The organism is Paraburkholderia sp. (assembly GCF_035948235.1).
In the GTDB taxonomy this organism is placed as follows: domain Bacteria; phylum Pseudomonadota; class Gammaproteobacteria; order Burkholderiales; family Burkholderiaceae; genus Paraburkholderia.
This window is the reverse complement of the sequence record NZ_DASZJJ010000176.1, coordinates 1-19907: the sequence shown is the minus strand read 5'-3', so window position 1 is coordinate 19907 and position 19907 is coordinate 1. Positions and strand designations below refer to the sequence as shown.

The 19907-nt window shown below is 62.8% G+C and carries 16 protein-coding genes; 15 read left to right on the top strand and 1 reads right to left on the bottom strand.

The window, feature by feature from the left end:
- Nucleotides 1-31: 31 nt before the first annotated feature.
- From VG320_RS15285 to VG320_RS15265, 5 genes are all read left to right on the top strand, one after another.
- The gene (locus VG320_RS15285) at nt 32-1684 is read left to right on the top strand and encodes a transglycosylase SLT domain-containing protein (protein ID WP_327200935.1); all 1653 of its coding nucleotides are present in this window, start codon (nt 32-34) and stop codon (nt 1682-1684) included.
- A gap of 652 nt (nt 1685-2336) precedes the next feature.
- Nucleotides 2337-3473: a glutamine-hydrolyzing carbamoyl-phosphate synthase small subunit gene (gene carA / locus VG320_RS15280; RefSeq protein ID WP_327200934.1), complete on the top strand. Its 1137-nt coding sequence runs from the start codon at nt 2337-2339 to the stop codon at nt 3471-3473.
- Nucleotides 3474-3614: 141 nt separating this feature from the next.
- On the top strand, nt 3615-6869 hold the full coding sequence (gene carB, locus VG320_RS15275) for a carbamoyl-phosphate synthase large subunit (RefSeq protein ID WP_327200933.1): 3255 nt from the start codon (nt 3615-3617) through the stop codon (nt 6867-6869).
- A 206-nt stretch (nt 6870-7075) separates the two neighbouring features.
- Nucleotides 7076-7552, top strand: coding sequence for a transcription elongation factor GreA (greA, locus tag VG320_RS15270; protein ID WP_327200932.1), 477 nt, complete (start codon nt 7076-7078; stop codon nt 7550-7552).
- A gap of 78 nt (nt 7553-7630) precedes the next feature.
- The gene (locus VG320_RS15265) at nt 7631-8089 is read left to right on the top strand and encodes a DUF4149 domain-containing protein (RefSeq protein ID WP_327200951.1); all 459 of its coding nucleotides are present in this window, start codon (nt 7631-7633) and stop codon (nt 8087-8089) included.
- Nucleotides 8090-8202: 113 nt separating this feature from the next.
- Here the strand turns inward: VG320_RS15265 and yhbY are convergent, their stop codons facing one another.
- Nucleotides 8203-8742: a ribosome assembly RNA-binding protein YhbY gene (gene yhbY / locus VG320_RS15260; RefSeq protein WP_327200931.1), complete on the bottom strand. Its 540-nt coding sequence runs from the start codon at nt 8740-8742 to the stop codon at nt 8203-8205.
- Between the two features lie 261 nt (nt 8743-9003).
- Here yhbY and VG320_RS15255 point away from each other — a divergent pair, with 261 nt between their 5' ends.
- The 10 genes from VG320_RS15255 to VG320_RS15210 all read left to right on the top strand — a co-directional run.
- Complete coding sequence (locus tag VG320_RS15255; RefSeq protein WP_327200930.1) at nt 9004-9666, top strand: RlmE family RNA methyltransferase; 663 nt, start codon at nt 9004-9006, stop codon at nt 9664-9666.
- 219 nt (nt 9667-9885) lie between these two features.
- Nucleotides 9886-11778, top strand: a complete 1893-nt coding sequence (ftsH, locus tag VG320_RS15250) for an ATP-dependent zinc metalloprotease FtsH (protein ID WP_327200929.1) — start codon at nt 9886-9888, stop codon at nt 11776-11778.
- Between the two features lie 256 nt (nt 11779-12034).
- Nucleotides 12035-12841 carry a dihydropteroate synthase gene (gene folP / locus VG320_RS15245; protein WP_327200950.1) on the top strand — a complete coding sequence of 269 codons (807 nt, stop codon included), beginning with the start codon at nt 12035-12037 and terminating at the stop codon, nt 12839-12841.
- A gap of 99 nt (nt 12842-12940) precedes the next feature.
- Nucleotides 12941-14293, top strand: coding sequence for a phosphoglucosamine mutase (gene glmM / locus VG320_RS15240; protein WP_327200928.1), 1353 nt, complete (start codon nt 12941-12943; stop codon nt 14291-14293).
- Nucleotides 14294-14705: 412 nt separating this feature from the next.
- A complete protein-coding gene (pstS, locus tag VG320_RS15235) occupies nt 14706-15737 on the top strand; it encodes a phosphate ABC transporter substrate-binding protein PstS (protein WP_327200927.1) in 1032 nt (343 codons plus the stop codon).
- Nucleotides 15738-15979: 242 nt separating this feature from the next.
- The gene (pstC, locus tag VG320_RS15230; protein ID WP_327200926.1) at nt 15980-16963 is read left to right on the top strand and encodes a phosphate ABC transporter permease PstC; all 984 of its coding nucleotides are present in this window, start codon (nt 15980-15982) and stop codon (nt 16961-16963) included.
- Entirely contained in the window at nt 16960-17856 is an 897-nt protein-coding gene (gene pstA / locus VG320_RS15225) for a phosphate ABC transporter permease PstA (RefSeq protein WP_327200925.1), read from the top strand. Before pstC ends, pstA begins: the two co-directional genes overlap by 4 nt.
- A gap of 15 nt (nt 17857-17871) precedes the next feature.
- Nucleotides 17872-18708, top strand: coding sequence for a phosphate ABC transporter ATP-binding protein PstB (gene pstB / locus VG320_RS15220; RefSeq protein WP_414696049.1), 837 nt, complete (start codon nt 17872-17874; stop codon nt 18706-18708).
- A gap of 32 nt (nt 18709-18740) precedes the next feature.
- Nucleotides 18741-19445 (top strand): phosphate signaling complex protein PhoU, encoded by a 705-nt coding sequence (gene phoU / locus VG320_RS15215; RefSeq protein WP_327200924.1) that lies wholly within the window; start codon nt 18741-18743, stop codon nt 19443-19445.
- 120 nt (nt 19446-19565) lie between these two features.
- Nucleotides 19566-19907, top strand: a 342-nt coding sequence (locus VG320_RS15210; protein WP_327200923.1) for a response regulator, incomplete at its 3' end; no start/stop codon positions are given.

The window sequence follows — 19907 nt, the reverse complement described above, 5'->3', positions numbered from 1 at the left end:
TGCAAATTCCAGCCATTGCAAGTAGACGTTCATGCGATTTATCCTAAGCGCGCTGCTGGTCCTGACGCTCGCCGCCTGTGCGAGCGGGGGACCCAACGCGAATTCAGCCAGCTCACTTTCTCCCGCCGATCCGCAGGCACGCGCCGACGCCATCCGCAAGACCTCCGCCGCGAAAGAAACGATTAACGTCGACAAAGGCTCCGTCGATCAGCTCACGAGCCCGGACGCCGACCTTTGGGGCCGCATCCGTCGCGGCTTCCAGATGCCCGATCTGCAAAGCGATCTCGTCGATATGAACGCCCAGTGGTATGCGGAGCGTCCCGACTACGTCGCGCGCATGACCGAGCGCTCGCAAAAATATCTGTACCACATCGTCGAAGAGCTCGAAGCGCGGCATATGCCGACCGAACTCGCGCTGCTGCCGTTCATCGAATCCGCCTATAACCCGCAGGCGCTGTCGGTCGCCAAGGCCGCGGGCATGTGGCAGTTCGTGCCGGGCACCGGCAAGACCTACAACCTCAAGCAGAACATGTGGCAGGACGAACGCCGCGACGTGCTGGCCTCGACCAGCGCTGCGCTCGACTACCTCTCGCGCCTGCACGACATGTTCGGCGACTGGTATCTGGCGCTGGCCGCATATAACTGGGGTGAGGGCAATGTGCAGCGCGCCATCGCGCGCAACCAGGCGGCCGGCCTGCCGACCGACTACCAGAGCCTGCGCATGCCGAACGAGACGCGCAACTATGTGCCCAAGCTCCAGGCGGTCAAGAACATCGTGATGAACCCGCAGCAATACGGTCTCACGCTGCCCAGCATCCCGAATCACCCGTATTTCGTCACCGTCACCACCTCGCACGATATCGACGTGGATGTCGCCGCCAAGCTGGCGAACATGACGCCCGACGAGTTCCGCACGCTCAATCCGTCGTTCAAGAAGCCCGTCATCCTGGGCGCGACCGATCCGCAGATCCTGCTGCCGTTCGATAACGCCAGTGCCTTCGAGCGCAACCTGAAGTCGTATTCGGGCCAGTTGTCGTCTTGGACGGTCTACACTACCGACGCGCGCACCACGCCCGCCGCCATCGCGCAGAAGATCGGCGTGGACGCGGACACGCTCATGTCGGTCAACAAGATTCCGGCGGGCATGCGCCTGAAGCCGGGCTCGACGCTCGTGGTGCCGCGCACCGACGACGCCGACGACGAAGACATCAGCGCCGACGTGGCCGAAAGCGCCGTGCTCGCGATGGAGCCGGACGTGCCCGACACGCGCAAGATGCTGATCCGCGTGCGCCGCAAGCAGTCGATGGACGCGGTTGCGAGCCGTTATGGCGTCTCGGTCGGCCAGCTCAAGGCGTGGAACAAGACGCGCCGCGACGCTGTCGCGCCGGGCCAGGTGCTCGTGCTGCACGTGCCCGTGGGCAAGGCGATGCCGAGCGAGCCGGGGCCGGAGCGCCTCGCGACCAATGTCTCGGGCGGTGGTGTGGAACGAATTGGCACGCGCGTCGCGGAGTCGGGTTCGAAGTCGCGCTATGATAAGAAACACGGTCGCGCACGCACGGAAGTCGTGAAGGTATCCGAGCCGGTCAAGGAAAAAGCTTCCAGCGCAGCGCCCAGCAAGGCGTCGAAGGGTGCGGCAAGCCGCCCGAAGGCCGAAACCCACACGCAGAAGCACAAGTCCAAATAGCGGCTGGCTTAGGGTGTTCAGCCGTGCGTTGCGGGGGCAACGCATGGTGGTTTCGCTCCGATCACTTTGGCTATTTCAACGCCGTCATCCCGCCGGATGACGGCGTTTTCATTTGTGCCGCGAAAGAGTGGGGCAAACCGTAAGCTGTCCCCGAATAACCGCGCCGCTGCGTTCCGCTGTGTCCCGCTGTGTTCTCCTGGAACGCCTATAGTGATAGGCGATGAAAAGCGGTGCGGCGCACCCGAGGTCCAGCAGAAAATTCGTGCGCGTTCCAGCCGCCGCGTTCCAGCCGCATTTCACACGCCTGTCATCTCGAAATTTGGAAGGAAGGCTCATTTCGCGCTATAATTTCAAGGTTTGAGCTTATCAACCCGCACCCTAGCGCCTACCTCCCCCCATCCGTTCATCCGCCGCCCGCGCTTTCCACGTCAAAGGCTGGCTGCCGCCCGATCAAGCGTCACAAACGCAACTTTCTGGCAGGCGCCCGACGCAGTCCGCTGCGAGTCTGACGACACCGAATAGCCGCGCAAGGCGCGCGCCGCGCGCGCATCCCGTCCACGACGCCGATGCCGACGCCGCAGCCGCGCCCAGGTCGCAAGATCGCAACGTCGGACAACAGGTCGGCACAGGGTGCTCCCCCAAGGAGTCTCCCGTGTTGCCGTCATTCTCTCCCGCTCTGCTCGCGCTCGCCGACGGCACGGTCTTTCGTGGTTACTCGATCGGCGCGCCCGGCCATACGATCGGTGAAGTCGTGTTCAACACGGCCATCACCGGCTATCAGGAAATCCTGACTGACCCGAGCTACGCTCGCCAGATCGTCACCCTCACGTATCCGCATATCGGCAACGTCGGCGTCAATGCCGAAGACGTCGAAGCCACGAAAGTCCATGCCGCCGGCCTGATCATCCGCGACCTGCCTGTGCTCGCCTCGAACTTCCGTATGGATCGCACGCTCGGTCAATATCTGAAGGACGAAGGCGTGGTTGCCATCGCCGGCATCGATACGCGCAAGCTCACGCGTATCCTGCGCGACAAGGGCGCGCAAAACGGCGCGATCCTCGCCGGTTCCGACGACGAAGCCAAGGCCATCGAACTCGCTCGCTCGTTCCCGGGCCTCGCGGGCATGGATCTCGCCAAGGTCGTCTCGACCGACAAGGCGTATCCGTGGAACACCACCGAATGGCGTCTGGGCGAAGGCTACCGCACGCAGTCGGCGCCTAAGTACAAGGTCGTCGCATTCGACTACGGCGTGAAGCAGAACATCCTGCGCATGCTGGCCGAACGCGGCTGCGACGTCACGGTGCTGCCGGCGCAATCGACGGCTGAAGACGCGCTCGCTCTGAACCCGGACGGCGTGTTCCTCTCGAACGGCCCTGGCGACCCGGAACCGTGCGACTACGCCATCAAGGCGGCGCAGGCATTCATCGAACGCGGCATCCCCACGTTCGGCATCTGCCTTGGCCACCAGATCATGGGCCTCGCGGTCGGCGCGAAGACGCTGAAGATGAAGACGGGCCATCATGGCGCGAACCATCCGGTCAAGGATCTGACCGATGGCCGCGTGGTCATCACGTCGCAGAACCACGGCTTCGCGGTTGACGCCGCTACGCTGCCTGCGAACGCGCGCGTCACGCACGTGTCGCTGTTCGACGGCACGCTGCAAGGGTTCGAACTGACCGACAAGCCCGCGTTCTGCTTCCAGGGTCACCCGGAAGCGTCGCCGGGCCCGCAGGACATCGGCTATCTGTTCGACCGCTTCACCGCGTTGATGGACAAGGCGAAGGCGTAAGCGCCGCGCCCAGCCGAAACGAAAGAGCAGAGCAGGGTGCGCAGCGAGCCGGTTTGAGCAGTAACGGCCCACGCGCGCACCCGGGCGGCAAGAAGTTAGCCGCCAGACGTACAAGACACAGGAATATTTAGCGAGAGCGTTATGCCCAAGCGGACAGACATCAAGAGCATTCTCATCATCGGCGCGGGTCCGATCATCATCGGCCAGGCGTGCGAGTTCGACTATTCGGGCGCGCAGGCATGCAAGGCGCTGCGTGAAGAAGGCTACAAGGTCATCCTCGTCAACAGCAATCCGGCGACGATCATGACCGACCCGAACACGGCCGACGTCACCTACATCGAGCCGATCACGTGGGAAGTGGTGGAGCGCATCATCGAGAAGGAGCGCCCGGACGCGATCCTGCCGACGATGGGCGGCCAGACCGCGCTGAACTGCGCGCTCGACCTGCACCACCACGGCGTGCTGGCGAAGTACAACGTCGAGCTGATCGGCGCGTCGCCGGAAGCCATCGACAAGGCCGAAGACCGCCAGAAGTTCAAGGACGCGATGACCAAGATCGGTCTCGGTTCGGCGAAGTCGGGTGTTGCGCACTCGATGGAAGAGGCGCTCAAGGTGCAGGCTGAAATCGCCGAAGCCACCGGCACGGGCGGCTATCCGGTCGTGATCCGTCCGTCGTTCACGCTCGGTGGTTCGGGCGGCGGCATCGCGTACAACCGCGAAGAATTCGAAGAGATCTGCAAGCGCGGTCTCGATCTGTCGCCTACGCGCGAACTGCTGATCGAAGAATCGCTGCTCGGCTGGAAGGAATACGAGATGGAAGTGGTCCGCGACAAGGCGGATAACTGCATCATCGTCTGCTCGATCGAAAACCTCGACCCGATGGGCATCCACACCGGCGACTCGATTACGGTCGCACCGGCGCAGACGCTCACCGACAAGGAATACCAGATCCTGCGCGACGCCTCGCTCGCTGTGCTGCGCGAAATCGGCGTGGATACGGGCGGCTCGAACGTCCAGTTCTCGATCGACCCGAAGACGGGCCGCATGATCGTGATCGAAATGAACCCGCGCGTGTCGCGTTCGTCGGCACTGGCTTCGAAGGCTACGGGCTTCCCGATCGCCAAGGTCGCCGCAAAGCTGGCGGTTGGCTACACGCTCGACGAGCTGAAGAACGAAATCACGGGCGGCGCAACGCCGGCCTCGTTCGAGCCGACGATCGACTACGTCGTCACGAAGATTCCGCGTTTCGCGTTCGAGAAGTTCCGCGAAGCCGATCCGCGCCTGACCACGCAGATGAAGTCGGTAGGCGAAGTGATGGCAATTGGCCGCACCTTCCAGGAGTCGTTCCAGAAGGCGCTGCGCGGTCTGGAAGTCGGCGTGGACGGTCTGGACGAAAAGACCACCAGCCGCGACGAGATCATCCGCGAGATCGGCGAAGCCGGTCCGGACCGCATCTGGTTCGTGGGCGACGCGTTCCGCGTGGGCATGACGCGCGAAGAGATCTTCGAAGAAACCGCGATCGACCCGTGGTTCCTCGCGCAGATCGAGCAGATCATCCAGAAGGAAGAGGCGGTCAAGGGTCGCACGCTCGCAAGCCTCACGAAGGACGAGCTGAAGTACCTCAAGCAAAGCGGTTTCTCGGATCGCCGTCTGGCGAAGCTGCTCGGCGCGAACGCCGCCGACGTGCGCAAGCGTCGTATCGAGCTGAACGTGCGCCCGGTCTACAAGCGCGTGGACACGTGCGCTGCCGAGTTCGCGACCAAGACCGCCTACATGTACTCGACCTATGAGGACGAGTGCGAGGCCAACCCGACCAGCAACAAGAAGATCATGGTGCTGGGCGGCGGCCCGAACCGGATCGGCCAGGGTATCGAGTTCGACTACTGCTGCGTTCACGCCGCGCTCGCCATGCGCGAAGACGGCTACGAAACCATCATGGTCAACTGCAACCCGGAAACGGTTTCGACCGACTACGACACGTCCGACCGCCTGTACTTCGAGTCGCTCACGCTCGAAGACGTGCTCGAAATCGTCGACCTGGAAAAGCCGGTTGGCGTGATCGTGCAGTACGGCGGCCAGACGCCGCTGAAGCTCGCGCTCGACCTCGAAGCGAACGGCGTGCCCATCGTCGGCACCTCGCCGGACATGATCGACGCGGCCGAAGACCGCGAGCGCTTCCAGAAGCTGCTGCAGGACCTGAACCTGCGCCAGCCGCCGAACCGCACCGCGCGCGCCGAAGACGAAGCGCTCAAGCTCGCCGACGAAATCGGCTACCCGCTCGTCGTGCGTCCGTCGTACGTGCTGGGCGGCCGCGCCATGGAAATCGTCCACGAGCCGCGCGACCTCGAACGCTACATGCGCGAGGCCGTGAAGGTGTCGAACGATTCGCCGGTGCTGCTCGACCGCTTCCTGAACGATGCGATCGAATGCGACGTGGATTGCATCTCCGATGGCACCGACGTGTTCATCGGCGGCGTGATGGAGCACATCGAACAGGCGGGCGTCCACTCGGGCGACTCGGCCTGCTCGCTGCCGCCGTACTCGCTGTCGAAGGAAACGGTTGACGAACTCAAGCGTCAAACCGCCGCGATGGCAAAGGCGCTGAACGTGGTCGGCCTGATGAACGTGCAGTTCGCGATCCAGCAAGTGCCGCAGGATGACGGTTCGAAGAAGGACATCATCTACGTGCTGGAAGTGAACCCGCGCGCTTCGCGTACCGTGCCGTACGTCTCGAAGGCGACCAGCCTGCCGCTCGCGAAGATCGCAGCGCGTGCGATGGTCGGCCAGAAGCTGGTGGATCAGGGCGTGACGAAGGAAGTCGTGCCGCCGTACTTCAGCGTGAAGGAAGCGGTGTTCCCGTTCGTCAAGTTCCCGGCCGTCGACCCGGTGCTCGGACCCGAAATGCGTTCGACCGGCGAAGTGATGGGCGTGGGCAAGACCTTCGGCGAAGCGCTCTTCAAGTCGCAGCTCGCGGCCGGTTCGCGTCTGCCGGAATCGGGCACGGTGTTCATCACCGTGATGGATTCGGACAAGCCGAAGGCCGTCGAAGTCGCGCGCATGCTGCACGAACTCGGCTACGCGATTGTCGCCACGCGCGGCACCGCAGCCGCGATCGAAGCGGCCGGCGTGCCGGTCAAGGTCGTCAACAAGGTGAAGGACGGCCGTCCGCACATCGTCGACATGATCAAGAACGGCGAGATTTCGCTGGTCTTCACGACCGTCGATGAAACGCGCGCCGCGATCGCCGATTCGCGTTCGATCCGCATGAGCGCACAGGCGAACAAAGTCACGTACTACACCACGATGTCCGGCGCGCGCGCCGCCGTCGAGGGGCTGCGCTATCTGAAGAACCTGGAAGTCTATGATTTACAAGGCCTCCACGCTCGCCTAAACTAAGGCTTCGATTGTCTGTCCAATACGAACGAGGCAGGCAAACATAGCTGAATGTGCCGCGGTTAAGCGGCGTCCCAACAGGGCTTTGAGGCTGCGCCAGCGTGCGCGGCCGCCCTCGCGGGATGCACTTAACCGCGGTGATTTTTTTTAAGGCCGCAATCTGTTGTATGCGGCATCAATACGGCCCCAAGCGGCTGAACGAGTTGTTTATGAGCACGATTCCCTTGACCAGGCGCGGTGCAGACCAGCTTCGCAGTGAACTGCAACACCTGAAATCCGTCGAGCGTCCGGCGGTCATCAATTCGATCGCCGAAGCGCGTGCGCAGGGCGACCTGTCGGAAAACGCGGAATACGACGCTGCGAAAGAAAAGCAGGGCTTCATCGAAGGCCGCATTGCCGAAATCGAATCGAAGCTGGCCGCGGCGCAGGTCATCGACCCGTCTACGCTCGAAGCGGATGGCCGCATCGTGTTCGGTTCGACCGTCGATCTCGAAGACCTCGAGTCGGGCAAGACCGTCACGTACCAGATCGTCGGCGACGACGAAGCCGATCTCGAACACGGCCTGATTTCGGTGAGCTCGCCCATCGCGCGCGCACTGATCGGCAAGTCGGAAGGCGACGTCGCGGCCGTGCAGGCACCCAGCGGCGTGCGCGAGTACGAAGTCATTGAGGTTCGCTACGTCTGACGAGGCGCGATCATGGGTCACGATGTGAAAAATGACGTGAGCGCCGACATTCGCGCAGCCCAGCCGGGCGCGTCGCTGGTGCCGCATCGTCTGTTCGCGCTGCTCGCCATGCTGTGGGTGGGCAGCCAGTTGACCATCGGCTATGCGGTGGCGCCGGTGTTGTTCGCGTCGCTTGACCGCATGTCGGCGGGGGCGCTGGCGGCTCAGCTGTTTCGCATCGAAGGCATGATCGGGCTGGTGAGCGGCGTGGTGCTGCTCGTGCTGGCGAATTTGTTCGTGCGGCGCGGCGAGGTGGGCTATCGCCGCCTGCGCTGGCTGCTGGTGGGCATGCTGCTGTGCGTGGTGGTCGGCTATTACGCGCTGCAGCCGTTCATGAACGCCATGCGCATGAATGCGATGCAAGCGGGCGTGGATATCGCGCACTCGGTGTATGCAAGCCGCTTTGGCATGCTGCACGGCGTCTCGAGCCTTTTCTATCTGGTCGAGAGCCTGCTGGGCGCGTGGCTCGTCTGGCTGCTGCCGTCCACGCGGCGCTGAATCGTCGAGGCGTCAAGCCGCTGTCTGGTTGGTGAAACGGGTTAGAGCGGATAGCGCGAGCGCCCAGGCGAAAAAAAAGCGCGGCACACGGGCCGCGCTTTCTTGTTCCAGGCTTATTTCGAGCCTTGGTGCATTCGCTTTGCACCGGTCTGACGCTTCTTGGCGCGCTTGACGTTGCCGCCTTGCGTGACGCGCTCGTTGCCCTTGACCGTCACTTTTTGCGCCTTCGGCTTGCGCATCGGGTTTTCGCTGGGCTTGACGACCTTCACGACGCGCGGAGCGCGCTTGCCGGCTTCGCGGGCGCTCGGCACGTCGCCGGACGGGCGCGTGACGGTGCCGCGAGCGCCAGCACGGGCCGTCGTGGTCTTCGCCTTCTCTTCTTCGGGCTTGTAGATCACGAGCAGCTTGCCGATGTGCTGGACCGGCGCGGCGTTCAGGCGATCGCAGATTTCTTCGTAGATCGCGACGCGCTCTTCGCGCTCGTCACCGAACACGCGGACCTTGATGAGCTGGTGCGCGCCAAGGTGAACCTTGATTTCCTTGATGACGGCGTCGGTCAATCCCTCGGCGCCGATGAGCACGACCGGTTTGAGGGCGTGAGCCTGGGAACGCAGTTCGGAGCGCTGTTCGGCAGTAAGAGAAAGGGCGGGCATGGGATGTGGCAGACTCGACTAAAATGACGGCGCTCGCCAGACAGCCTGACAGACCTCAAAGACGAGGGGCAGGCGCGCAGGAAGGCAAAAAGCGCGTCGGAAACAACGGAAAACCGTGGAGAACGGCGTGGCGCGGGCTGATGCGGGCAGATGTGACGGTACGAACACGCCAGCATAGCCGCACGGGCCGCGACGGCCGCACGAATTAAACGCGTATTATCCGCTAAAAGCGCGACATCACGCAGCAAGAGTTCATTCTTAATGGCAAAAAACCGCTTCAACACGTCGTGGCTTCACGACCATATCAACGATCCGTACGTGAAGCTGGCGCAGCGGGAGGGTTATCGCGCCCGCGCCGCGTACAAGCTCAAGGAAATCGACGAGCAGGACAAGCTGATCCGCCCGGGCATGGTCATTGTCGACCTGGGCGCCGCGCCCGGCAGCTGGAGCCAATACGCGCGCAACAAGCTCGCGCAAAGCTCGAAACGCGACGAACAGCGTCAGGGCGGCATCGACGGTACGATCATTGCGGTCGACATCCTGCCAATGGAGCCGATTTCCGACGTGCAGTTCCTGCAGGGCGACTTCCGCGAGGACAGCGTGCTCGAGCAACTGGAAGAAATCGTGGGTGGTCGTCCGGTCGATCTTGTAATTTCGGATATGGCGCCCAATCTATCTGGCGTCGCGCTGGCGGATGCCGCGCGTATCGAACACGTCTGCGATCTCGCGCTCGAGTTTTCGCAGAATCATTTGAAACCCGATGGTGCCCTTTTAGTAAAATGCTTTCACGGCAGTGGTTACAGCCAGATCGTCGAGAAATTCAAGCATCAGTTCAAGGTCGTGGCCGCGCGCAAACCGAAGGCTTCGCGCGATAAATCGTCCGAAACGTTTATATTGGGCAAACATCTGAAGCGACCCCGTTAACCTCGGGCATTAGCAAGGATCGGTTCCAGTGTGTCAGGCGGCTTGCAGGGACGGTAAAGAATCGCCCGGATAAGCTCCGGGACGTTGTCCCAACAGGCCGCGCCGCCTATTTATGCCTTAGCGAAACGTTATGGCAGGGGCCTGCGTACTGGATTAGAATGCTTTGGTGGTGTCGCAAGGCAAATGTAGGCGCCCGTCTATGAGTGAAGGAGTGGTGCTTTGAACAACAACATGTTTTCGAAAGCAGCAGTGTGGCTGGTGATCGCACTGGTGCTGTTTACGGTGTTCAAGCAGTTCGACAAGCCCCGTGTCCAGGAAGGCGTTTCCTATTCGCAGTTCATGGACGACGCGAAGAACGGCAAAGTCAAGAGCGTCGTGGTGCAGGGGCGCAACCTCACGGTCACTCCGGCAGATGGCCAGAAATACCAGATCGTCTCCCCTGGCGACATCTGGATGGTCGGCGACCTGATGAAGTACAACGTGCAGGTGAGCGGCAAGGCTGACGAAGAGCCGAACGCGCTCGTCTCGGCGCTGTACTACCTCGGACCGACGATACTTATCATCGTGTTCTGGTTCTACATGATGAGGCAGATGCAGGGGGGCGGCAAAGGCGGGGCGTTTTCGTTCGGCAAATCGCGCGCCCGGCTGATCGACGAGAACAACAACGCGGTCAACTTCTCCGATGTCGCGGGTTGCGACGAAGCGAAGGAAGAAGTGTCCGAGCTGGTCGACTTCCTGCGTGATCCGCAAAAATTCCAGAAGCTGGGCGGGCGCATCCCGCGCGGCGTGCTGCTGGTCGGCCCTCCGGGTACTGGTAAGACGCTGCTCGCGCGCGCCATTGCTGGCGAAGCGAAGGTGCCGTTCTTCAGCATCTCGGGTTCGGATTTCGTGGAAATGTTCGTCGGCGTGGGCGCGGCCCGCGTGCGCGACATGTTCGAGCAGGCCAAGAAGCACGCGCCCTGCATCGTGTTCATCGACGAAATCGACGCGGTTGGCCGTCATCGTGGCGCCGGCATGGGCGGCGGTACCGACGAACGCGAACAGACGCTGAACCAGATGCTGGTTGAGATGGACGGCTTCGAGGCGAACTCGGGCGTGATCGTGATCGCTGCAACCAACCGTTCGGACGTGCTGGACAAGGCGCTGCTGCGTCCGGGTCGTTTCGACCGTCAGGTCTATGTCGGTCTGCCGGACATCCGCGGCCGCGAACAGATCATGAAGGTGCATCTGCGCAAGGTGCCGATCGCCAACGACGTCGACGCAGCGGTGATCGCACGCGGCACGCCGGGTTTCTCGGGTGCTGACCTCGCGAACCTCGTGAACGAAGCTGCGCTGTTTGCGGCGCGTCGCGGCAAGCGCATCGTCGAAATGCAGGACTTCGAAGACGCGAAGGACAAGATCTTCATGGGTCCGGAACGCAAGTCGGCCGTGATCCGCGAAGAAGCCAAGCGTGCCACGGCGTATCACGAGTCGGGCCACGCGGTTGTCGCGAAGCTGTTGCCGAAGGCCGATCCGGTGCACAAGGTCACGATCATCCCGCGTGGTCGCGCGCTGGGCGTGACGTGGCAGTTGCCGGAGCACGACAACGAGACGTACTCGAAGGACTATCTGCTTGACCGTCTCGCCATCCTGTTTGGCGGTCGTGTGGCTGAAGAGCTGTTCATGAACCTGATCAGCACGGGCGCCTCGGACGACTTCAACAAGGCGACGCAAACGGCTCGCGCGATGGTCACGCGCTTCGGCATGACCGACGCGCTCGGACCGATGGTCTACGCCGACGACGAAAACGACGGCGGCCCGTTTGGCAAGGGCTTTACCCGTGCGATTTCGGAAGCGACGCAGCAGAAGGTCGATGCGGAAATCCGTCGCGTGCTGGACGAGCAATATGGTCTGGCCAAGCGTCTGCTGGACGAAAACCGCGACAAGGTCGAAGCCATGACCGCCGCGCTGATGGAGTGGGAAACGATCGACGCCGATCAGATCAACGACATCATGGCAGGCCGTCCGCCGCGCTCGCCCAAGAGCACACCGTCTGCCGGTGACGCTTCGTCTTCGGGCGGCAGCACGGGCACCGAGGTCAAGCCGGGCAGCAGCGCCACCGCGCCGGCCTGACCGACTGCGGTTCGCCTGATCGAGTAAAGTTGCGGGCCGGTGTGATGTTCACACCGGCCCGTTTTGCATTTCTGGCCGCATCTGTGATGCTGCCGGCGCGCAGCGCTCCGTGGCTGCGCCGCTGCGCCACAGCCGGCGGCTGCGTTTCGTTACACATTTGACGTTTCTTGACGTGCCCAACATCACTTCGCAGGGTAATCTGCCCGAACCGCTCGTCTGCGGTCGTTTCACGCTGACTTTCGAACGCCCGCTCGTCATGGGGATTCTCAACGCGACGCCGGATTCGTTCTCGGACGGCGGCAGCTACATCGCCTTCGACGACGCGATGCGCCGCGCCGAGCAGATGTTGCGCGATGGCGTGGACATCATCGACATCGGCGGCGAATCGACCCGCCCGGGTGCGCCGCCCGTGCCGCTCGAAGAAGAACTCGCACGCGTGATTCCGCTGGTCGAGCGCCTCAAAGGCGCGAACGTCCCGCTGTCGATCGACACCTACAAGCCGGAAGTGATGCGCCACGCGCTGGCGGCCGGTGCGGATCTGATCAACGACATCTGGGGCTTTCGCATGCCGGGCGCAATCGACGCGGTGCGCGGCAGCAACTGCGGCCTGTGCGTGATGCACATGCTCGGCGAGCCGCAGACGATGCAGGTGGGCGAACCCAACTATGTCGATGTCGTGCGCGAGGTGCGCGAGTTTCTGCAAGCGCGTTGCGCCGAACTCGAAAGCGCGGGCGTCGCGAAAGCTCGTATCAGCGTCGACCCGGGTTTTGGTTTCGGCAAGTCGGTGGTCGAGCATAATTACGCCTTGCTCGCGCACCTGCCGGAGACGGCGCCGGAAGTGGCAGCGGGCGTCGCGCCGTATCCGATCCTCGCGGGCATGTCGCGCAAGTCGATGCTCGGTGCGCTCGTGAACCGGCCCGCGCCGGAGCGTATCGTCGCCAGCGTGGCGGCGGCGGTGTGCGCGGCGCAGAAGGGCGCGGCGATTATCCGCGTGCACGACGTTGCGCCGACCGTGGACGCGCTGAAGGTCTGGGGCGCCATGCGTGAGGCCGAACGAAGCTAGGCCGCGCTAATCGCGCAGCAGATGGACGTTGAGAGAAGAGGGCGCGACCGGGCAGAAGGCCCGGGCGCCGTACAACAGAGTCAATGAGAGGTTTGAGGTATGGGACGTCGTTATTTCGGAACCGATGGGATTCGCGGCAAGGTCGGCGTGGCGCCGATCACGCCGGATTTCGTGCTGCGTCTTGGCTACGCAGCGGGTAAGGTGCTGGCAGGGGCCGCACCGGCCTCGGGTCCGCGCCCGGCCGTGCTGATCGGCAAGGACACGCGCATTTCGGGCTATATGCTCGAAGCGTCGCTGGAGGCGGGTTTGTCCGCTGCGGGTATCGACGTGATGCTCGCCGGTCCGATGACAACGCCCGGCATCGCCTATCTCACGCGCGCGCTGCGTCTGGCCGCGGGCGTGGTGATCAGCGCCTCGCACAATCCGTACTTCGACAACGGCATCAAGTTCTTCTCCGCCGACGGCAACAAGCTGCCCGACGAAGTCGAAACGCAGATCGAGGCGCAACTGGAACTGCCGCTCGACTGCGCGCCGTCTGAGCAACTGGGCCGCGCACGCCGTCTGGACGACGCGCGCGGGCGTTATATCGAGTTCTGCAAGAGCACGTTCCCGCAGGCGTTCAGCCTGCGCGGCCTGAAGCTGGTGGTCGACTGCGCGAACGGCGCAGCCTACGACATCGCTCCGCACGTGTTCCACGAGCTGGGCGCAGACGTGATCCCCATCGGCGTGTCGCCGAACGGTTTCAACATCAATGACGGCGTAGGTGCGACCGCGCCCGATGCGCTGGTGCGCGCGGTCCGCGCGAATCACGCCGACCTGGGCATCGCGCTGGACGGCGACGCCGATCGTCTGCAGATCGTCGACGCCCAGGGCCGCCTCTACAACGGCGACGAACTGCTCTACGTACTGGTCAAGGATCGCATTGCGACCGATGGCAAGGTCGAAGGCGCGGTTGGCACGCTGATGACCAACCTGGCGGTCGAGCAGGCGCTCGATGGCCTTGGCGTGCAGTTCGTGCGCGCCAACGTGGGCGACCGCTATGTGCTGGAGCAACTGCGCGAGCGTGGCTGGCAGATCGGCGCGGAAGGCTCGGGCCACATTCTGTCGCTCGATCGCCACACGACCGGCGACGGCATCGTCTCTGCGCTGCTGGTGCTGGCGGCGATGAAGCGCAGCGGCCAGACGCTCGCGCAGATTCTCGACGGCGTCACGCTGTTCCCGCAGAAGCTCATCAATGTGCGTATCGCGCAGGGCGCCGACTGGAAGGGCGACGCCGCGATCCAGAAGTCGATCGCCGATGCCGAGTCCGAGCTCAAAGGCCGTGGCCGCGTGCTGATCCGCGCTTCGGGCACCGAGCCGGTGTTGCGCGTGATGGTGGAAGCGCGCGAAGAGCGCGACACGCTCCACTACGCGGAATCGATCGCCGAGACCGTCAAGCGCGCGATCGCCTGAATGTCCTGATCCGGTCTGCTCACCGGCCCTGGCTGAAATACACGGCGCCTTGTCTGCGACAAGGCGCCGCATCTGCATTTTCAAGCGCTCTACGACCGTTCGATACGACGATTTTTTTGCTGTTCGAGCAAACGTTCCACTGACGGTTTCAGACGCCTTTCAAACGGTCGCGCGAAGCTTTACGTCTCCGACCCCTCCACTGCGTCAAACGCCCGTCCCATGGGCCGCCTTGCGCGCCAGCGCTTGCGATGCGCCCGCCAATGCGCCCGAAGTAAGCGTCTTCTTCATTCTTCCCCTGCCTTTCAGCCGGTAATCGTACTGTCACGACTGCTTCATGAATCGTCACGGTACTGTCACAAAGAGGCCCTATTCTTCGCCCTGTCGTTCATCCGCTCACACACCTGGAGGTCTCATGAAATTGATGCAAACCGCGCTCGCTGGCGTTGCTGGCGCGCTCTTCGCGATGGCAGCCCACGCTGCTGACATCACTGGCGCGGGCAGCACCTTTGCAGCACCGATCTACACGAAATGGGCGGATGCCTATCAAAAGTCGGGCGGCGGCAAGGTGAACTACCAAGGCATCGGCTCGTCGGGCGGTATCAAGCAGATCGTCGCCAAGACGGTTGATTTCGCAGGTTCGGACGCGCCCCTGAAGGACGACGATCTGGCCAAGGAAGGCCTGTTCCAGTTCCCGACGGTGGTTGGCGGCGTCGTGCCGGCAATCAACGTGCCGGGCATCAAGGCCGGTGAAATCACGCTGTCGGGCGAAGTGCTCGGCGACATCTACCTCGGCAAGATCAAGAAGTGGAATGATCCGGCCATCGCCGCGCTGAACCCGAAGGTCAAGCTGCCGGATCTGGACATCGCCGTGGTTCGCCGCGCTGATGGTTCGGGCACCAGCTTCATCTGGACGAACTACCTCTCGAAGGTCAACGCCGAGTGGAAGAGCAAGGTCGGCGAAGGCTCGACGGTCAACTGGCCGACGGGTACGGGCGGTAAGGGCAACGACGGCGTCGCAGCCTTCGTGCAGCGCCTGCCGGGCTCGATCGGCTACGTCGAATGGGCGTACGCCAAGCAAAATCACATGGTCTACACTGCCATGAAGAATGAGTCGGGCACGGTCGTCGAGCCGAGCACGGACACGTTCAAGGCAGCGGCTGCTGGCGCAGACTGGAAGAAGTCGTTCTACCAGATCCTGACGAACGAGCCGGGCAAGGAAGCATGGCCGGTCGTGGGCGCCACGTTCGTGCTGCTGCACACGGCACAGGACAAGCCGGACCAGGGCAAGGAAACGCTCAAGTTCTTCGACTGGGCCTTCAAGAATGGCACGCCGGCTGCTGACAGCCTCGACTACATCTCGCTGCCGCAATCGGTTGTGAGCGAGATCAAGTCGCAGTGGAAGGAAAAGGTCAAGGACGCTAGCGGCAAGGCCATCGCCGAGTAAGGCGAAGGCGGTTTGACCGTGTAGCGCAACGGGCCGCCGCGACACCGCGTGCGGCCCGTGCTGCTTCCTGGTTATGCGTTATGCATCCGTAATACGGTTGCAAATCAGTTGTAAATCACCCGCTTCGATGTACCGCCCACGGGCTTCTAGCCGGTCGCATGACCGGGCCCTGGCGGCAGTCGGTTTCAGAACCGCATAAACGTCGTGAGCCTCGCGCTCGCGGCAACTGGATACAGGTCATCATGTCCGACGTCCCGCTCGTCTCGAACCCGCCCGGCAGCACGCAGCAACAGGCGCCCAGCCCGGCAGGGGACATCATTTTCGGCGGCCTCGCGCGCGGCGCCGCCATCGTCACGTTGTTGCTGCTCGGCGGCATCATCGTTTCGCTGATCGTCGCTTCGATGCCGACGATCCAGAAGTTCGGCCTTTCGTTCCTCTGGACGGCCGACTGGGATCCACCCAGCGACAAGTTCGGCGCGCTCGTGCCCATTTACGGCACGATTGCCACGTCGATCATCGCGCTCATCATCGCCGTGCCGGTGAGCTTCGGCATTGCGCTGTTCCTGACTGAACTCTCGCCCGCGTGGCTGCGCCGCCCGCTTGGCATCGCCATCGAACTGCTGGCTGCGATCCCGTCGATCGTGTACGGCATGTGGGGCCTGCTGGTGTTCGCGCCGATCTTCGCGCAATACTTCCAGCGCCCGCTCGGCCAGCTGCTGGGTAACGCGCCGCTGATCGGCTCGCTGTTCCAGGGCCCGCCGATCGGTATCGGCATCCTGTGCGCCGGCGTCATCCTCGCGATCATGATCATTCCGTACATCGCTTCGGTGATGCGCGACGTGTTCGAAGTCACGCCCGTGCTGCTGAAAGAATCGGCGTACGGCATCGGCTGCACGACGTGGGAAGTGATGTGGAAGATCGTGCTGCCCTTCACCAAGACCGGCGTGATCGGCGGCGTGATGCTCGGCCTTGGCCGCGCGCTTGGCGAAACCATGGCGGTCACGTTCGTGATCGGCAATACGAATCTGCTGGACAACGTCTCGCTGTTCTCGCCCGGCAACAGCATCACCTCGGCGCTCGCCAACGAGTTCGCCGAAGCCGAACCGGGCCTGCACACGTCCGCGCTGATGGAACTGGGCCTGATCCTGTTCGTGATTACCTTCATCGTGCTGGCGATCTCCAAGCTCATGCTGCTGCGCCTTGAAAAGTCGGAGGGTGCGCGATGAGCGAACCGATGATGAAAATCCCCGGAGCGATCTATGGCTCCGAACTCGACAAGATGCGCGGCAAGCTGCAAAGCCGCCGCCGCGTGACCAACGCGATTGCGCTGACGATGTCGCTCGCGGCGATGGCCTTCGGCATCCTGTGGCTCGTGTGGATTCTTTATACGACGCTCTCGCTCGGTATCGGCGGTTTGTCGGTTGAACTCTTCACGCAGTCCACGCCGCCGCCGAACACCGATGGCGGTGGTCTTGCCAACGCCATCGTCGGCAGTCTGCTGCTGGTCGGCATCGCGACGCTGGTGGGCACGCCGATCGGCATTCTCGCGGGCGTGTATCTGGCCGAATACGGCCAGAAGGGGTGGCTCGCGAGCGTGACGCGCTTCATCAACGACATTCTGTTGTCGGCGCCGTCGATCGTCGTGGGTCTGTTCGTCTACGCGCTCGTCGTGGCGAAGATGGGTCACTTCAGCGGCTGGGCCGGCGCGATTTCGCTGGCGCTGCTGCAGATCCCCATCGTCATCCGCACGACCGAGAACATGCTCAAGCTGGTGCCGAACGCATTGCGCGAAGCGGCTTTCGCGCTGGGCACGCCGAAGTGGAAGATGGTGCTGTCGATCACGCTCAAGGCGTCGATCGCGGGCATCGTGACGGGCGTGCTGCTCGCAATCGCCCGTATCGCCGGCGAAACCGCGCCGCTCTTGTTCACGGCGCTGTCGAACCAGTTCTTCTCGGCGGACATGAACCAGCCGATGGCGAATCTGCCGGTCACGATCTACAAGTTTGCGATGAGCCCGTTCTCGCAGTGGCAGTCGCTTGCGTGGGCCGGTGTTTTCCTGATTACGCTGGGCGTGCTGGGTCTGAATATCCTTGCACGCACCATCTTTTCGAAAAAGTAAGGGCGGAGTCATCCGATGAATATGGCAGAGAGTCACCTCAACACACCCGCGCCGACAGGCTTCGACCCCGCCCAGGGCAACCGTGGCGCGATGTCGTCGCGTCCGAAGATCGAGGTCAAGGATCTCAACTTCTTCTACGGCAAGTATCACGCGCTCAAGAACATCAACCTGCAGATTCCCGAAGGCAAGGTGACCGCGTTCATCGGCCCGTCGGGCTGCGGCAAGTCCACGCTGCTGCGCACCTTCAACAAGATGTACGCGCTCTATCCGGAGCAGCGTGCCGAAGGTGAGATCCTGATGGACGGCGAGAACCTGCTCACGACCAAACGTGACATCTCGCTGCTGCGCGCGCGCATCGGCATGGTGTTCCAGAAGCCGACCCCGTTCCCGATGTCGATCTACGACAACATCGCGTTCGGCGTGAAGATGTTCGAGAAGCTGTCGCGCCCGGAAATGGACGACCGCGTCGAATGGGCGCTCACCAAGGCCGCGCTGTGGAACGAAGTGAAGGACAAGCTCGGCCAGAGCGGCTACGGCCTCTCGGGCGGCCAGCAGCAGCGTCTGTGTATCGCGCGCGGCATCGCGATCCGTCCGGAAGTGCTGCTGCTCGACGAACCGTGCTCGGCGCTCGACCCGATTTCGACGGGCCGCATCGAAGAGCTGATCGCCGAACTCAAGAGCGACTACACGGTCGTGATCGTCACCCACAACATGCAACAGGCCGCGCGCTGCTCGGACTACACTGCGTACATGTATCTCGGCGAGCTGATCGAATTCGGCGACACCGAGAAGATCTTCATCAAGCCGGTCCGCAAGGAAACGGAAGACTACATCACGGGCCGCTTCGGCTGATCCGTCACGCGGAAGAAGAAGGGAGAAACGACATGTCCGACAAGCATCTGTCCAGCCAGTTCGACGCCGACCTGAACCTCGTTTCGTCGAAGGTTCTGGAAATGGGCGGCCTCGTGGAATCGCAGATCATCACGGCGATGCAGGCCCTCAACGAGTTCGACGGCGAAGCCGCCGAGCGCGTGATCGCCGCCGAAGACCGCCTGAACACGATGGAAGTCGAGATCGACGAAGAGTGCAGCAACATCATCGCGCGCCGTCAGCCGGCCGCGCGCGATCTGCGCCTCGTGCTCGCGATTTCGAAGACCATCACCAATCTCGAACGCGCCGGCGACGAAGCCGAAAAGATCGCCAAGCGTACGAAGCGCCTGATGGAAGACGGCAACTCGCGCGCGGTCAATATCGCCGAGATCAAGGTCTCGGGCGAGATGGCCGTGTCGATCCTGCGCCGCGCACTCGACGCGTTCGCGCGTCTGGATACGGTGGCCGCCGCGCAGATCGTGCGCGACGACAAGGCCATCGACGAGGAATTCCGCGCCTTCGTGCGCAAGCTGGTGAGCTACATGATGGAAGATCCGCGCACGATCTCCGCAGGCCTCGACTATCTGTTCATCGCCAAGGCGATCGAGCGCATTGGCGACCACGCGAAGAACATCGCCGAGTTCATCATCTACATCGTCAAGGGCACCGACGTGCGGCACAAGTCGCGCGACGCGCTCGAACGCGAAGCACTGAGCTAACTTGCATGCGGGGCGTGAATCGCGCTTTCGGGCGCGTTTTTCACGTCGCGAGATGAAATCGATTCCGCCCCGACATTTTTCGTAATCCGTATCAACAGGTCTTTAGGTCAAGAGGTGCCGATGCCTAGCAGCATTCTCGTCATCGAAGATGAGCCCGCTATTTCCGAGCTGATTTCGGTCAATCTTCAACACGCGGGCCATTGCCCGATCCGCGCCTATAACGCGGAGCAGGCGCAAAACCTGATCAGCGATGTGCTGCCGGACCTCGTCCTGCTCGACTGGATGCTGCCCGGGAAATCGGGCATCGCATTTGCGCGCGATCTGCGCAACAACGAGCGGACCAAACACATCCCGATCATCATGCTGACCGCACGTGGCGATGAACAGGACAAGGTGCTCGGTCTCGAGATCGGCGCGGACGATTACGTCACCAAGCCGTTCTCGCCGAAGGAACTGATGGCG

Coding starts and splice junctions, on each gene's coding strand:
- VG320_RS15285 (WP_327200935.1), top strand. CDS start 32: ATGCGATTTATCCTAAGCGCGCTGCTGGTCCTGACGCTCGCCGCCTGT.
- carB (WP_327200933.1), top strand. CDS start 3,615: ATGCCCAAGCGGACAGACATCAAGAGCATTCTCATCATCGGCGCGGGT.
- greA (WP_327200932.1), top strand. CDS start 7,076: ATGAGCACGATTCCCTTGACCAGGCGCGGTGCAGACCAGCTTCGCAGT.
- yhbY (WP_327200931.1), bottom strand. CDS start 8,742: ATGCCCGCCCTTTCTCTTACTGCCGAACAGCGCTCCGAACTGCGTTCC.
- VG320_RS15255 (WP_327200930.1), top strand. CDS start 9,004: ATGGCAAAAAACCGCTTCAACACGTCGTGGCTTCACGACCATATCAAC.
- folP (WP_327200950.1), top strand. CDS start 12,035: ATGGGGATTCTCAACGCGACGCCGGATTCGTTCTCGGACGGCGGCAGC.
- glmM (WP_327200928.1), top strand. CDS start 12,941: ATGGGACGTCGTTATTTCGGAACCGATGGGATTCGCGGCAAGGTCGGC.
- pstS (WP_327200927.1), top strand. CDS start 14,706: ATGAAATTGATGCAAACCGCGCTCGCTGGCGTTGCTGGCGCGCTCTTC.
- pstC (WP_327200926.1), top strand. CDS start 15,980: ATGTCCGACGTCCCGCTCGTCTCGAACCCGCCCGGCAGCACGCAGCAA.
- pstA (WP_327200925.1), top strand. CDS start 16,960: ATGAGCGAACCGATGATGAAAATCCCCGGAGCGATCTATGGCTCCGAA.
- pstB (WP_414696049.1), top strand. CDS start 17,872: ATGAATATGGCAGAGAGTCACCTCAACACACCCGCGCCGACAGGCTTC.
- phoU (WP_327200924.1), top strand. CDS start 18,741: ATGTCCGACAAGCATCTGTCCAGCCAGTTCGACGCCGACCTGAACCTC.